Raw genomic sequence first — 13,235 nt, forward strand, 5'->3', positions numbered from 1 at the left:
CCTCTTTTTTAGAATTTATACCCTACAGAGATATTCACCAGATGAGCTGATAGATCGGAAAACTTACCATCTATACCGTTCTCATTAGGTGGTGTGTTAACATTTCTGTCAATCTTTGTTACATACAGGTAAGACAGACCAAACTCAAGCCTTTCAGACAGATTGTATATGCCACCTAACGAGAATATCCAGGCATTGGAGTCCGGAAGTTCGAATCCAAGTGTTCTCTGTGGAATAGGAGTCTCATCATACGCTACACCAAACATACCTGTAAAATTATTGGAAAATTTATGTCTTACACCAAATCTGACAGTCTCAGAGTCGTGCCAGTATTTATCCTTTGGTTTTCCAAGCTGACTATCAATCATACTGTTGTTAAACTGTATATCAAGTACTTTGTAGGAACTCCAGAATGTTTTTTCATATGTTAGCTCAAATACTGTTGATCTCCATCTGTAAGCTGTCCCAACCCTCCACTCAGCAGGTAAAGGAACTATTACATGACCGCCAACAGCTATAGGGTATGTTGTAGAGCTTAAAGGATCATACAGATAGCCTGATGCATCACCTTCTATTTTCATACTGATCTTCGATCTGTAAGCTGTTGAGATTGTAAGGTTTTTTGTGGGTCTTAAAGTTGCAGAAAGATTGTAACCGAATCTGTATCCGGAATCACCATCCATATTTACCTTGTAAGCAGGCTCATACCTGTACTTTATCTTTCCTGATGCATAGATACCCCTTACACCTCCGGCAATAGCAAATTTTTCGGAGATCTTGAATGCTACAGAGGAGTTAAGCTCAAAAACTTTCAGTGTAAACTCCTCAGCTGTTGATTTCTGTTTTACAGCAGACCATCTTTTTGAAAGACCAGCAGGTGTTACAAATGATATCCCCCATCTTACATTTTCGGTTCCTTTAAAAACCATATGGAAATAAGGTATGAAGAAATGTTCTTCCTTTGTTTTTGCATCTGCTATCTGAAAGGATCTTGTTACAGGATCAGACGCTCTCCCTTCAAACTTTATAGAAGGAAGATTTATATATCTTGATCCAAACTCAATATACGTTCTGTTTTCAAGGAAAACCATATTTGAAGGGTTGTAATAGTTTGCATCTGCATAATCTGCACCTGCAAAGTATGCTGCCGCCGTTCCCATAGATCTCTGAGACTGTTCAGGTATCTTGTATGCTGCACCGAAGGAACTACCTGTTACAGACAGAACCAAAATACCGGCACTGATCCTTTTTAACATCCTCCTGACCTCCTTGTTTATAGGGAAAATTTATTACAAATCATTATAAAATAATTCTTAACTTTTTATAATTTGGAAGGAGGTTTTAATGTTTTTAGATAGATTCAAAAGTTTTAAGAGTTATAAAACAGAAACTACACCTTGCAGAATAAAACTTTCATCAAATGAAAATCCGTTTGATCTTCCACAATGGCTTAAGAACAAAATCGGGGAAGAGGTGAAAAATATCCCTTTCCAGAGATATCCGGACCCAACATCAAAGGAGCTGAAAGAGGTTATAGCTGATTTTTACGGGGTTAAACCTGAGAACCTTGTATTAGGTAACGGGTCAGATGAGCTTATACAGCTTTTAACCATAATAATTGGAAACCCAGACCAGCCTGTTATGTATCCTGTTCCTACATTTCCTATGTATCAGGTTTCTGCTGATATAGTTGGAAAGAAAAAGATTGAGTTTCCACTTGATGAGAACTTCCAGTTAAGTAGGGAAAAGATAGATGAAGCACTTGAAAAAAAACCTGTTCTTGCTTTTTTCGCATCACCTAACAATCCTACAGGTAATAGCTTTGATAGAGAACTTATAAAGTATGTTGCTGATAGAGGTGTTTTTACAGTTGTGGATGAGGCCTATATAGATTTCTCTGATAAGGAAGATTTTATTTCTGAATCTTTAAAAAGGGAAAATCTTGTTGTTCTGAGAACGATGTCAAAGATAGGCCTTGCTGGGATAAGACTTGGTACTCTCATAGCAAGGGAAGATATAGCGATGGAGATAGACAAAACAAGACCTCCATTCAATATAACCTACCCAACGCAGGTTATAGGAAAGATAGTTCTTTCAGAGGGAAGGGATGAGATAAAAAGGCAGGTTGAGATCATAAAAAAAGAGAGGGATAAGCTCTTATCAGAGCTTGGTAAGATTGATGGGATAAAGGTTTATCCTTCAGATGCAAACTTTGTTCTTATAAAGGTTCATGATGGTGATGCCCTTCACAGAGCGTTAATAGAGAAAGGAATCCTTGTCAGGAATATGTCACACCTTCCTTATATGGAGAACTGTCTCAGAATATCTGTTGGAAAACCTGAGGAAAACGAGATATTTATAAATGTTCTGAAAGAGCTTGTGGGATGATAAGGAAGGTCTTACTTGTAATATCTCTTTTAACAGCTCCTCTCTGGATAGTTGGATTTTCAACAAGAATGGCATTCTCAGATTGGTTTATCGATTTTGAGTACTCAAAAGAGGATTTTCCAGAGGATAGGTGGGGGATGCCAGATGAGATCAGAAAAGAGCTTGCCAAGTTAGGTCTTCAGGCTGTCCTATCAGATGAAGGACTGGAAAGATTTAAAGAGGCCAGACTCCCAAATGGTAACAGAGCTTTTAGAGAAAAAGAGATAAAACATATGGAAGATGTTAAAAACTTTCTGAAGATCTTCTTCCCACTTTCATATGTGGCTTTTATTTTGTGGTTTGGAAGCTTTGTTTTTCTACGGGAGGATAGATGGAAAGCTCTTTTTTATTCAGGAGTTTTTACAGTTGGACTGATATTTGCTGCAGGTATAATCTCTTATATTGACTATAATCTTGTGTTTACCGTTTTCCATGATCATATTTTTGGAGAGTATACATGGAGATTCAGACTTAAAGATACACTTTTAAGGATATATCCGATGAAGTTCTGGTTTGATGGAACATTTTTTGTTATATCCCTTTCCCTTTTAATATCACTCTCCATAATACTTTCAGGATTTTTTCTGAAGAGGGTTTACAATCAGGAATGATGAGATTTTTAGTAATGCTCCTGTTCATGATCAGCTTTTCATACGGATCTGGTATAAACTGGTTAGATTTCAATGAAGGGATGAGAAGGGCAGAAAAGGAAAAGAAGCTTATTCTCCTTGATATATACGCCCAGTGGTGTCACTGGTGCAATGTTATGGAAAATACAACGTACAGTGATAAAGAGGTAGTTCATATAGTAAACAGATACTACATACCTGTTAGAGTAGATGCTGAGAAGTATCCCGAGATAAACAGAAAGTACAATCAGGGAGGGCTTCCTTCAACAGTTGTACTTGACTGGAAAGGAAATGTTCTGTGGGGAGGTATATACGTTCCTCCAGATCAGATGAAGGGTATACTTAACAGGTTTAAGTCAATGAATGAGGATCAGATAAGAAGGATTGTATTAAAAAACAGAGAAAAGAAGATAAAAAAACTTAAAAGACTGGAGAGAAGGCTAAAAGAAAAGAGCATAAATAAAGGGAGTATAGACAAGATCTTTAGATATATAAAATTCAAGTTTGATTATGAGTATGGAGGTTTTTCAGGGGCACCAAAATTTCCTGTTAGAGAACTTCCTTACTTCCTTGCTCTGAGATATCTGACAGGAGATAAGACAGCAAAAGGAATGCTTAAAAAAACAATAGAAGGTTATATGAAACTTTTTGATCCTGTAGAAGGTGGTATTTATCGGTATGCTGTCACAGAATACTGGACTGAGCCTCATTACGAAAAGCTTCTTAAAGATCAGGCAGAAGTATCCATACTTCTGTTCAATATTTACTCTCTGTTTGGTGATGGTAGATATTTAGAGTATGCAGAAAGAATACTGTCTTTCTGTAAAAATAAGCTTTACGATAAAGAAACCGGGCTTTTCTTTAACTCACAGGGAGCGGATATCGTTGATGATGAGGGAAGGCTTCTTGTTCCAGGTGAGGACTTTTTTATTTACGGTAAGGAGAAAAGAGAAGAGATAGTAAGAAAAATAGGATACGGACCTAATATTGAAAGGGATATATACTTTCCCGTTAATGCTTTGATCTCCAATGCCCTTTTACACTCCTACGGGTATACAGGAAATGTAGAAGATCTTTCTTTAGGTCTGGATGTACTTGAAAGAATACTGAAAGAAGGTTTTACCGAAAATGGAGTGAGATATTCACCTGACAGGAGTAGTTTTTTACTCAGTACCCAGGTTTATACAGTAGAGGCTCTTCTTACCGCATACCAGCTTACATCTGAAAAGAGATATCTGGAACTTTCTGAGAAAATAACCGGAATAGTTACTGATAGATACTACTCTAAAAAGTTAGGAATATATACAGATCTTAAAGAAACAGGCTTTAATATTAACAGGATATCCTTTATTGATGATATTATAACTTTGAATTACAGGTTTGCCAGGGTTCTTTTAAAACTGAATCTTTTTACAGGGAGCCGAATCTATCTGGAGAAAAGCAGAGATATATTAAAAAGATTTCCTGACAGATACGGTTCTGTTTCAGGCCTTGCTTACTATCTTTATCTTTATCCACCTTTAGCTGTCCATATAATAGGGATGAAAGAGGAGAGGAATGAGTACATCAGAAAGGCCTTTAAAGTGTTTCCTTACTACGTTTACCCCCATTTTATAGAAAACTCTGATCTGAATTTTATTAAGAAGCTTGGTTATGAACCACAGAAAATCACATCAGCATTTGTATGTAACTGCTGTGTATGCTTTAAAAAGATTCAGGATAAAAGGGATATTAAAGATCAGATCTTATCAATCTTTTCCCAGTATATACCTCTGGAAGAGTAGATCATTTAAGTTTTTGAAGGCCTTCATAAAAATAGGTAAGGGCTGATAAAACTGTGAAAAATGTTGCCGTGTATATGATCCCTTTTACGTAAACCATCTCAACAGTCGTTATGTTTGCAAGGAGTACAGTAATTACGGATAGTATCTGGAAAAATGTCGTTGCCTTTCCAAAAATTGAAGGTTTTATTTCTAGAGCCCCTCTCAGAAAATAAATGATAACACTGCCAGCAAGTATATAAACATCCCTGCTAATAACAAGAACAACGTACCAGAAGGGGAATTTTATCGACATATCCGAGTTGTATATAAAGATAAAACTGCTGACTATCAGTGTTTTGTCAGCTATAGGATCAAGTATCTTCCCAAGCGTTGTAACCTGGTTGAACTTCCTGGCCACAAAACCGTCAAGAGCATCTGTCAGCCCTGCTATAAAGAATGTTATAAGAGCATATAGAGGTTTGTTATAACCAACAAAAATTATAAAAACAGGGACCAGAAGTATTCTGAATATAGTGATCTGATTAGCGAGTCCCATTTTTTACCTTCTGTATTATTCTTGTTGTTGATATATCGTGAACAAAATCAATAGTTACAACCTTTCCACCATATGACTGAACAAAATCAGCTCCTACAATATTTTCAATCTTCCAGTCTCCACCTTTAACAAGAAAGTCAGGTTTGATCTCTTTGATAAGTTTCTCAGGTGTATCCTCATCAAAGATTATCACAAGATCAACAGGTTTTAACGCCTCAAGAACGATTTTCCTGTGTTCCTGGATGTTCACAGGTCTGTCTTTTCCTTTTATCCTTCTTATTGATTCATCACTGTTCAGACCTACAACAAGTATATCTCCAAGCTCTTTTGCTTTTTTCAGATAGTCCACATGCCCTGCGTGAATAATATCAAAACATCCATTTGTAAAAACTATTTTTTTACCTTCTCTCTTCCAGCTTTCTATCTTTTTCAGATAATCCATCTCAAGCCTTCTCCTTTCTTACGGGAATAATAATAATGTATGCCAGAATAAAAACGGGAAAGATGATTATAAAGAAGATATAGTTTTTGTTCAGAACAGAAAGTAAGAAACCTATTACAAGGGGTATATGACTGATTATCAGTATTTTTCTGTAAATATCATAGTTAAATATATCCATCTTCTTCTTTAAAATAAAGAAAAATGCCGGCATAACAGATACCAAACCTAGAATGGCCTGGTGAAGGATATTTATACTGACAGGCTGAACATTATCTCTTAGGATTATGAGTAAAAGAGAGATGTAAAAAAATGAGCTGTAAAGAGATATAAAGTACAGCCTTCTTAAAGAAAAAAGATTATTATCCATTACTTTCAGCCCTTTTTTTCACACCTTCAAATCTTTTTACAAGCTTTTCAAACTCCTTTATAAGCTTCTGGGCTTCTTCTGTGAGGACGGCTCCTCCGCCTTTTTCTCCTCCTCTTTTTGTCTCAACAAGTTTTGTTCCAAGTCTTTTTTCCATAGCCTTTAGAAAACTCCATGCTTTCTTGTAGGATATGCCAAGCTCCTTTGCTGCCTTTGATATAGAACCCTGCTTCTGTATCTCTTTAAGCAGTTTTTCCCTACCTAGACCCATAATTATCTCACCATCTTTTTCAAGCCATACCTTGTATTTGATCTGATATCTCATCAAAACCTCCCTTGTTAAAAACCGAGATACCAGTTTTTAATACTCTCTCCAAAAAATAAATATACTGTTGCTGAAAGAGCTAAAAAAGGTCCAAATGGTATCTCAAATTTCCCTTTATCCTCTGATCTCGATATGTACGCCCCGATGATACCGACAACAGCACCAATAAATGAACCTACAAATATGGTAAAAAGGGCTCCAAACCAGCCAAGATATGATCCTACAAAGGCCATTAGTTTTACATCACCCATACCAAGACCTTCTATTCCTCTGACTTTCAGATAGAAGTATGCTATACCAAAAAGTATACCGGCTCCTGTTAACGCACCTGTGAAAGCATCTATCATGGAAAAATCATTTCTGAAATAGGTATAAATAATGCCTGATAAAAAGCCTGCAAGGTTTAACTGATCGGGAATTATTCTAAAATCAATATCAATGAATGTTATAACGATCATAAGGGACAGAAATAGAAAAACAAATATAAAGTCCAGAGAAAGACCCGTTTTGATAAATGAAAAAACAGAGGCCATACCTGTAAGAATCTCAACTAAAGGATACCTGAGGGAGATTCTTGAGTTACAGTATCTGCATCTGCCCTTTAGAATAATATAGGAGATGACAGGTATGTTATCGTACCACTTTATCTTGTTTCCACAGGATGGACAGAATGAGAAGGCTGGCTTTAAGGCTGTTTTTCCTCTGGGAAGTCTGTATATAAGAACATTTAAAAAACTACCTATAATCAGACCAAAAATAAAAGCTGTAAAGGAAAGTAATGTATTCTCTCCCATTAATTTTTTTCTATATCTCCTTTATTTTCATTCTCCGATTCTTCAGCTTCCCTTTCTATCTCTTCTTTTAATCTTTTCCCCGTTTTAACGAGAAAGTATATCTGGAATGTGGTAAAACCTACAAGGACTGATATAATCCCACCTATTCCGGCAATGCTACCAATTAAAACGGCAACAATAGGGATAGGCAGCCTTATAAGCATACTTTTAAGTATCTTGTTTTTTTCCGCACCGTATATATTTATACTTTTCCACATATGCGAAAAATAAAAAAATCCGGCTACAATACCTAAAATAAAAAGTGGAAAGTAAAGTAAGATCTTTAAATCCATACAGACCTCAGGTAATCAGGATTTGATATATTTTATCACAAAGGATGTTGTGTGAAAGGGGAAATAAAGGGATATAAGCCCTGGCACCGACCAACTTTCCCGACCGGTCTCCCGGCCAGTATCATAGGCGCAGGGGAGCTTAACTGCCGGGTTCGGAATGGGACCGGGTGTAACCTCCCCGCTATGGGCACCAGGGAAATGGCAATAGAATAAGGGGCAAGTAGAGGTATTAAGAAGTAAGAGGCCAAGCCTCACGGGCGATTAGTACTGCTCGGCTCCACCCATCGCTGAGCTTCCACCTGCAGCCTATCAACCTGGTAGTCTCCCAGGGCCCTTCAGGCACCTTTCGGTGCGGGAGTCCTTATCTTGAGGTGGGCTTCACGCTTAGATGCTTTCAGCGCTTATCCCGTAGCAGGGTGGCTACCCGGCGCTGCTCTTGGAGAACAACCGGTACACCAGAGCCTGCCCCACTCCGGTCCTCTCGTACTAGGAGTGGCCCCTCTCAAGACTCCTGCGCCCGCGGCGGATAGGGACCGAACTGTCTCACGACGTTCTGAACCCAGCTCGCGTGCCGCTTTAATGGGCGAACAGCCCAACCCTTGGGACCGGCTACAGCCCCAGGATGCGGCGAGCCGACATCGAGGTGCCAAACCCCGCCGTCGATGTGGGCTCTCGGGCGGGATTAGCCTGTTATCCCCGGAGTAGCTTTTATCCGCTGATCACACGCCCTTCCACGCGGAACGTGTGGGTCACTAAGCCCCGCTTTCGCGCCTGCTCGACCTGTCGGTCTCACAGTCAGGCACCCTTATGCCTTTGCACTCTAACGGTGGATTTCCGACCCACCTGAGGGTACCTTTGGGCGCCTCCGTTACCCTTTAGGAGGCGACCGCCCCAGTCAAACTGCCCGCCTGACACTGTCCCGGCTGTGGATAACACAGCTCGGTTAGATTACCCACGTGTCAAGGGTGGTATCTCACCGGCGGCTCCAGGCACCCCGAAAGGTGCCCTTCCCAGCCTCCCACCTATCCTGCGCATGACACGCAAGCAATCAATGCCAGGGTACAGTAAAGCTTCACGGGGTCTTTCCGTCCTGCCGCGGGTAGTCGGCATCTTGACCGACACTACAATTTCGCCGGGACTCTCCTCGAGACAGCGTGGGGATCGTTGGACCATTCATGCAGGTCGGAACTTACCCGACAAGGAATTTCGCTACCATAGGACCGTTATAGTTACGGCCGCCGTTTACCCGGGCTTCGGTTCGCGGCTTGCACCGCTCCCCTTAACCTACGGGCACTGGGCAGGTTTCACACCGCATACGTCCTCTTTCGAGTTTGCGCAGTGCTGTGTTTTTGGTAAACAGTCGCCCCCACCTGGTTTCTGCGACCCGCTTCCGCACCTAAACGGCACGGCGTGCGGGCACCCCTTATCCCGAAGTTACGGGGTCAATTTGCCGAGTTCCTTGAGGAGAGTTACCCCGACCGCCTTAGGCTACTAACCCAGCCCACCTGTGTCGGTTTACGGTACGGTCAGCTGTGCTTCATCGACCGTGACGTTATTTCTTGGCAGCCTGGAGTCACCCCCGTTGGGGAGGTCTAAGCCTCCCCTCCCCATCACGCCTCAGGCTTTACGAGGGACGGATTTGCCTATCCCTCACCCTAAGCGCTTAGAGGAAGCAATCCATAGCTTCCCGGAGGCTATCCTTCTGCGTCACGCCCCGGCCTCCACACAGCTGGCGCAGGAATATTAACCTGCTTCCCATCGGCTACGGCTTTCGCCCTCACCTTAGGGTACCGGCTAACCCGACCCTGATTTACATTGGATCGGAAACCTTGGGCTTCCGGCGGACAGGTTTCTAACCTGTCTTCGCTGCTACTCATGCCAGGATTCTCACTACCCAGCAGTCCATCCCTCCTTACGGTAGGACTTCTCCCCGCTGGGTACGCTCCCCTACCGCTTACCCTATTGGGTAAGCCCGCAGCTTCGGTGGCACGCTTAAGCCCCGTTAAATTTTCGGCGCAGAGCCCCTCGACGAGTGAGCTGTTACGCACTCTTTAAAGGATGGCTGCCTCTAAGCCAACCTCCTCGCTGTCTTAGGAGCTCTACCTCCTTCCCCACTTAGCGTGCACTTGGGGACCTTAGCTGGCGATCTGGGTTGTTTCCCTCTCGTCCACGGAGCTGATCCCTCGTGGACTCACTGCCGCTCTACCTTTCCCGGCATTCGGAGTTTGGTTGGGTTCGGTACCCCTTTCGGGGCCCTAGCCCAATCAGTATCTCTACCTCCGGGAAGGAACGAGCGACGCTGCACGTCGATGCATTTCGGGGAGAACGAGCTATCACGGAACGCGATTGGCTTTTCACCCCTATCCACACCTCATCCAACGGTTTTGCAGCACCGATTGGTTCGGGCCTCCAGACGGTGTTACCCGTCCTTCACCCTGGGCATGGATAGATCGTTCCGCTTCGCGTCTGCAGCATGCGACTTTATCGCCCTATTCGGACTCGGTTTCCCTACGGCTTCGCCTCCACGGCTTAACCTCGCCGCATGCCACAACTCCCTGGCTCATTTTCCAAGAGGCACGCAGTCAGGCTTGACCCGAAGGTCATAGCCCTCCCACTGGCTTGTAGGTCCATGGTTTCAGGTTCTATTTCACTCCCCTCCCGGGGTTCTTTTCACCGTTCCCTCGCGGTACTATGCGCTATCGGTCAGCCAGGAATATTTAGCCTTACCCGGTGGTCCGGGCTGATTCCCACCACCTTTCACGGGGGCGGTGGTACTTGGGATCATACCCCAGGGAGATCAGGTGGTTTCGCATACGGGGCTCTCACCCTCTGTGGCGCAGTTTCCCAACTGCTTCTGCTACCACCTGATTTTGTAACTCCCCGAGGGGCCGGCAGTCCCCTCCGGGTATGTCCCGCTACCCCGGTGTGGCTAAGGCTGCCGCCATGGCACCACACCGGTTTAGGCTCCTCCCCTTTCGCTCGCCGCTACTCAGGGAATCCCTTTCGGTTTCTTTTCCTCGGGCTACTAAAAGGTTTTACTTCGCCCGGTTCGGTCACCCTTTCGGGTGTGACGGGATTTCTCCCGCCGGGTTTCCCCATTCGGGAATCCACGGATCATCGCCTGCTTGCGGCTCCCCGTGGCTTTTCGCAGCTTGCCACGCCCTTCATCCCTTCTGGCTGCCGAGGCATCCACCATGGACCCTTAGCAGCTTGGCCTTTTCTTACTTCTTAATTGACCTCTTTCTTACCCCTTATTCTATTGCCATGTAACCTTCTTCGCCATGTAGCTTCTCTTAGTGGAGACGAGGGGATTCGAACCCCTGACCTTCTGCGTGCAAAGCAGATGCTCTCCCAGCTGAGCTACGTCCCCATCATAAAGGCAAGTGGGCCTTGGTGGAATCGAACCACCGACCTTACCCTTATCAGGGGTACGCTCTAACCGTCTGAGCTAAAGGCCCCTAGGTCGCCGCTACATGGCAGCTCAACAGGAGAGCCAGATGTGCTATATATCATCTTCCCTAACTTTTTTCCCTTATAAAGGAGGTGATCCAGCCGCAGGTTCCCCTACGGCTACCTTGTTACGACTTCGCCCCAGTCGCCAGGCCCATCATCGGCCCCTGCCTCCGTCCGAAGACGGTTAGCCCGGGGACTTCCGATGGACCCAACTCCCGTGGCGTGACGGGCGGTGTGTACAAGACCCGGGAACGTATTCACGGCGACATTGCTGATTCGCCATTACTACCGATTCCGCCTTCATGGGGGTGAGTTGCAACCCCCAATCCGCACCACGACAGGGTTTTTGGGATTTGCTCCACCTTGCGGCTTCGCTTCCCTTTGTCCCTGCCACTGTAGCGCCTGTGTAGCCCAGGGCATAAAGGGCATACTGACCTGACGTCATCCCCTCCTTCCTCCGACTTATCGCCGGCAGTCCCCTGTGAGTACCCGGCTTCACCCGCTGGTAACACAGGGCAAGGGTTGCGCTCGTTGCGGGACTTAACCCAACATCTCACGACACGAGCTGACGACGGCCATGCACCACCTGTGCGGCGCGGTTACTCCGAAGAGTAACCTAGCACCCTTTCGGGCACGACACACCGCATGTCAAGCCCTGGTGAGGTTTTTCGGTTAGCATCGAATTAAACCAGACGCTCCACCGGTTGTGCGGGTCCCCGTCAATTCCTTTGAGTTTCAGGCTTGCGCCCGTACTCCCCAGGCGGGGTGCTTAACGCGTTAGCTTACGACACGGACGGGATATCCCCGCCCACATCTAGCACCCATCGTTTACGGCCAGGACTACCCGGGTATCTAATCCGGTTCGCTCCCCTGGCTTTCGTCCCTCAGCGTCAGGTGCGTCCCAGTCGGCCGCCTTCGCCACCGGTGTTCCTCCCGATATCTACGCATTTCACCGCTACACCGGGAATTCCGCCGACCTCTTCCGCCCTCAAGTCCAGCAGTTTGGAAGGCAATTCCACGGTTGAGCCGTGGGCTTTCACCTTCCACTTACCAGACCGCCTACGGACCCTTTACGCCCAGTAATTTCGCGCAACGTTCGGGACCTACGTATTACCGCGGCTGCTGGCACGTAGTTAGCCGTCCCTTCCTCTGGGGGTACCGTCATCATCTTCCCCCCTGACAGGTGTTTACACCCCGAAGGGCTTCTTCCACCACGCGGCGTCGCTGGGTCAGCCTTTCGGCCATTGCCCAATATTCCCCACTGCTGCCCCCCGTAGGGGTGCGGGCCGTGTCTCAGTCCCACTGTGGCCGGCCACCCTCTCAGGCCGGCTACCCGTCGTAGCCTTGGTGAGCCGTTACCTCACCAACTAGCTGATGGGACGCAGCCCCATCCCAGGGCGCCCGTAGGCCTTTGGAACCCCATCATTATACAGGGCTCGTTATTGGGTATTAGCCCCCCTTTCGGAGGGTTATCCCCATCCCTGGGGTAGGTCAGCTACGTGTTACTCACCCGTTCGCCGGTCGCCAGCACCACTCCCGAAGAAGTGGCCTGCTGCCCCACGACTTGCATGTGTTAGGCGCGCCGCCAACGTTCGCGCTGAGCCAGGATCAAACTCTCCACTCAATTCCTTACGCACATCTGGCTCCCCTATTCATCTGCCATGTAGCCTAAGCGCCTTTACCTCAGCCGCTTAAAGCTTCTGTCATTTATTGACAGACACTCAGTTTAACAGTTCTTTTATCGTCTGTCAACCCTTTTTTCTTTCCATGTAGCCTTTGTCAGGGTTAATCAATTTATAACAACTAAATTCTGTTGTCAAGTTTTGGTTGCGGGGGAGGGATTCGAACCCTCGACCTCCGGGTTATGAGCCCGGCGAGCTACCAGGCTGCTCCACCCCGCGTCAAGCAGAACAACATTATATATCAGTTTAAACTTTTGTCAACCTAATGGTGGGCCCGGCAGGATTCGAACCTGCGACCTACGGATTAGAAGTCCGTTGCTCTATCCAGCTGAGCTACGGGCCCTCCAACCTATTCAGCTTTAAAGTCGGAGTGGCAGGACTTGAACCTGCGACCCCGTGCTCCCAAGGCACGTGCTCTGCCACCTGAGCTACACTCCGAAAAGACAGATGAATAATATAATAAATCTG

The 13,235-nt window shown here is 45.2% G+C and carries 10 protein-coding genes, 5 tRNA genes and 3 rRNA genes; 3 read left to right on the forward strand and 15 right to left on the reverse strand.

All coding sequences use genetic code 11. The annotated features are described in order from the left end of the window. Nucleotides 1–8 precede the first annotated feature (8 nt). On the reverse strand, nucleotides 9–1,256 hold the full coding sequence (locus PERMA_RS09565; RefSeq protein WP_012676421.1) for an OmpP1/FadL family transporter: 1,248 nt from the start codon (nucleotides 1,254–1,256) through the stop codon (nucleotides 9–11). Nucleotides 1,257–1,344: 88 nt separating this feature from the next. Here PERMA_RS09565 and hisC point away from each other — a divergent pair, with 88 nt between their 5' ends. From hisC to PERMA_RS09580, 3 genes are read left to right on the forward strand one after another with little or no spacing between them, the layout of a single operon-like run. Next, entirely contained in the window at nucleotides 1,345–2,388 is a 1,044-nt protein-coding gene (gene hisC / locus PERMA_RS09570) for a histidinol-phosphate transaminase (RefSeq protein ID WP_012675553.1), read from the forward strand. Beyond that, nucleotides 2,385–3,038, forward strand: a complete 654-nt coding sequence (locus PERMA_RS09575; RefSeq protein WP_012676372.1) for a TIGR01906 family membrane protein — start codon at nucleotides 2,385–2,387, stop codon at nucleotides 3,036–3,038. The genes hisC and PERMA_RS09575 overlap by 4 nt, the downstream gene beginning before the upstream one ends. Further along, on the forward strand, nucleotides 3,035–4,840 hold the full coding sequence (locus PERMA_RS09580; protein WP_041530947.1) for a DUF255 domain-containing protein: 1,806 nt from the start codon (nucleotides 3,035–3,037) through the stop codon (nucleotides 4,838–4,840). The genes PERMA_RS09575 and PERMA_RS09580 overlap by 4 nt, the downstream gene beginning before the upstream one ends. A gap of 1 nt (nucleotide 4,841) precedes the next feature. On the opposite strand, the gene pgsA is transcribed toward PERMA_RS09580, so the two are convergent. The 14 genes from pgsA to PERMA_RS09650 all read right to left on the reverse strand — a co-directional run bounded on the left by pgsA (nucleotide 4,842) and on the right by PERMA_RS09650 (nucleotide 13,205). Then, the gene (pgsA, locus tag PERMA_RS09585; protein ID WP_012675404.1) at nucleotides 4,842–5,375 is read right to left on the reverse strand and encodes a CDP-diacylglycerol--glycerol-3-phosphate 3-phosphatidyltransferase; all 534 of its coding nucleotides are present in this window, start codon (nucleotides 5,373–5,375) and stop codon (nucleotides 4,842–4,844) included. Next, nucleotides 5,362–5,817 carry a D-glycero-beta-D-manno-heptose 1-phosphate adenylyltransferase gene (gene rfaE2, locus PERMA_RS09590; RefSeq protein WP_012676530.1) on the reverse strand — a complete coding sequence of 152 codons (456 nt, stop codon included), beginning with the start codon at nucleotides 5,815–5,817 and terminating at the stop codon, nucleotides 5,362–5,364. The genes pgsA and rfaE2 overlap by 14 nt, the downstream gene beginning before the upstream one ends. Before the next feature lies 1 nt (nucleotide 5,818). Next, nucleotides 5,819–6,184, reverse strand: a complete 366-nt coding sequence (locus PERMA_RS09595) for a hypothetical protein (RefSeq protein ID WP_012675761.1) — start codon at nucleotides 6,182–6,184, stop codon at nucleotides 5,819–5,821. Then, nucleotides 6,177–6,506: a winged helix-turn-helix domain-containing protein gene (locus tag PERMA_RS09600; RefSeq protein WP_012676850.1), complete on the reverse strand. Its 330-nt coding sequence runs from the start codon at nucleotides 6,504–6,506 to the stop codon at nucleotides 6,177–6,179. Before PERMA_RS09600 ends, PERMA_RS09595 begins: the two co-directional genes overlap by 8 nt. Before the next feature lie 14 nt (nucleotides 6,507–6,520). Further along, complete coding sequence (locus tag PERMA_RS09605) at nucleotides 6,521–7,300, reverse strand: prepilin peptidase (RefSeq protein WP_012676874.1); 780 nt, start codon at nucleotides 7,298–7,300, stop codon at nucleotides 6,521–6,523. Further along, nucleotides 7,300–7,632: an ATP synthase subunit I gene (locus PERMA_RS09610; RefSeq protein WP_012676884.1), complete on the reverse strand. Its 333-nt coding sequence runs from the start codon at nucleotides 7,630–7,632 to the stop codon at nucleotides 7,300–7,302. Before PERMA_RS09610 ends, PERMA_RS09605 begins: the two co-directional genes overlap by 1 nt. 78 nt (nucleotides 7,633–7,710) lie before the next feature. Continuing rightward, a 5S ribosomal RNA gene (gene rrf / locus PERMA_RS09615) occupies nucleotides 7,711–7,827 on the reverse strand. A 45-nt stretch (nucleotides 7,828–7,872) separates the two neighbouring features. Then, nucleotides 7,873–10,848 (reverse strand): 23S ribosomal RNA (locus PERMA_RS09620). 81 nt (nucleotides 10,849–10,929) lie between these two features. Next, nucleotides 10,930–11,002: transfer RNA gene (locus PERMA_RS09625), tRNA-Ala, on the reverse strand. 14 nt (nucleotides 11,003–11,016) lie between these two features. Then, a tRNA-Ile gene (locus PERMA_RS09630) sits at nucleotides 11,017–11,090 on the reverse strand. 78 nt (nucleotides 11,091–11,168) lie between these two features. Beyond that, nucleotides 11,169–12,709, reverse strand: a 16S ribosomal RNA gene (locus PERMA_RS09635). The 16S, 23S and 5S rRNA genes sit together here with 5 tRNA genes alongside, the layout of an rRNA operon. A 200-nt stretch (nucleotides 12,710–12,909) precedes the next feature. After that, a tRNA-Met gene (locus PERMA_RS09640) sits at nucleotides 12,910–12,986 on the reverse strand. 47 nt (nucleotides 12,987–13,033) lie between these two features. Continuing rightward, nucleotides 13,034–13,110: transfer RNA gene (locus PERMA_RS09645), tRNA-Arg, on the reverse strand. A 22-nt stretch (nucleotides 13,111–13,132) separates the two neighbouring features. Continuing rightward, nucleotides 13,133–13,205 (reverse strand) — tRNA-Pro (locus PERMA_RS09650). Nucleotides 13,206–13,235 lie beyond the last annotated feature (30 nt).

This window comes from Persephonella marina EX-H1 (assembly GCF_000021565.1).
Taxonomy (GTDB): Bacteria; Aquificota; Aquificia; order Aquificales; family Hydrogenothermaceae; genus Persephonella; species Persephonella marina.

Excerpts from the sequence above, each read along its gene's own strand:
- PERMA_RS09600 (WP_012676850.1), bottom strand. The coding sequence starts at position 6,506 with ATGAGATATCAGATCAAATACAAGGTATGGCTTGAAAAAGATGGTGAG.
- hisC (WP_012675553.1), top strand. The coding sequence starts at position 1,345 with ATGTTTTTAGATAGATTCAAAAGTTTTAAGAGTTATAAAACAGAAACT.
- PERMA_RS09565 (WP_012676421.1), bottom strand. The coding sequence starts at position 1,256 with ATGTTAAAAAGGATCAGTGCCGGTATTTTGGTTCTGTCTGTAACAGGT.
- PERMA_RS09595 (WP_012675761.1), bottom strand. The coding sequence starts at position 6,184 with ATGGATAATAATCTTTTTTCTTTAAGAAGGCTGTACTTTATATCTCTT.
- PERMA_RS09580 (WP_041530947.1), top strand. The coding sequence starts at position 3,035 with ATGATGAGATTTTTAGTAATGCTCCTGTTCATGATCAGCTTTTCATAC.
- pgsA (WP_012675404.1), bottom strand. The coding sequence starts at position 5,375 with ATGGGACTCGCTAATCAGATCACTATATTCAGAATACTTCTGGTCCCT.
- rfaE2 (WP_012676530.1), bottom strand. The coding sequence starts at position 5,817 with ATGGATTATCTGAAAAAGATAGAAAGCTGGAAGAGAGAAGGTAAAAAA.
- PERMA_RS09610 (WP_012676884.1), bottom strand. The coding sequence starts at position 7,632 with ATGGATTTAAAGATCTTACTTTACTTTCCACTTTTTATTTTAGGTATT.
- PERMA_RS09605 (WP_012676874.1), bottom strand. The coding sequence starts at position 7,300 with ATGGGAGAGAATACATTACTTTCCTTTACAGCTTTTATTTTTGGTCTG.
- PERMA_RS09575 (WP_012676372.1), top strand. The coding sequence starts at position 2,385 with ATGATAAGGAAGGTCTTACTTGTAATATCTCTTTTAACAGCTCCTCTC.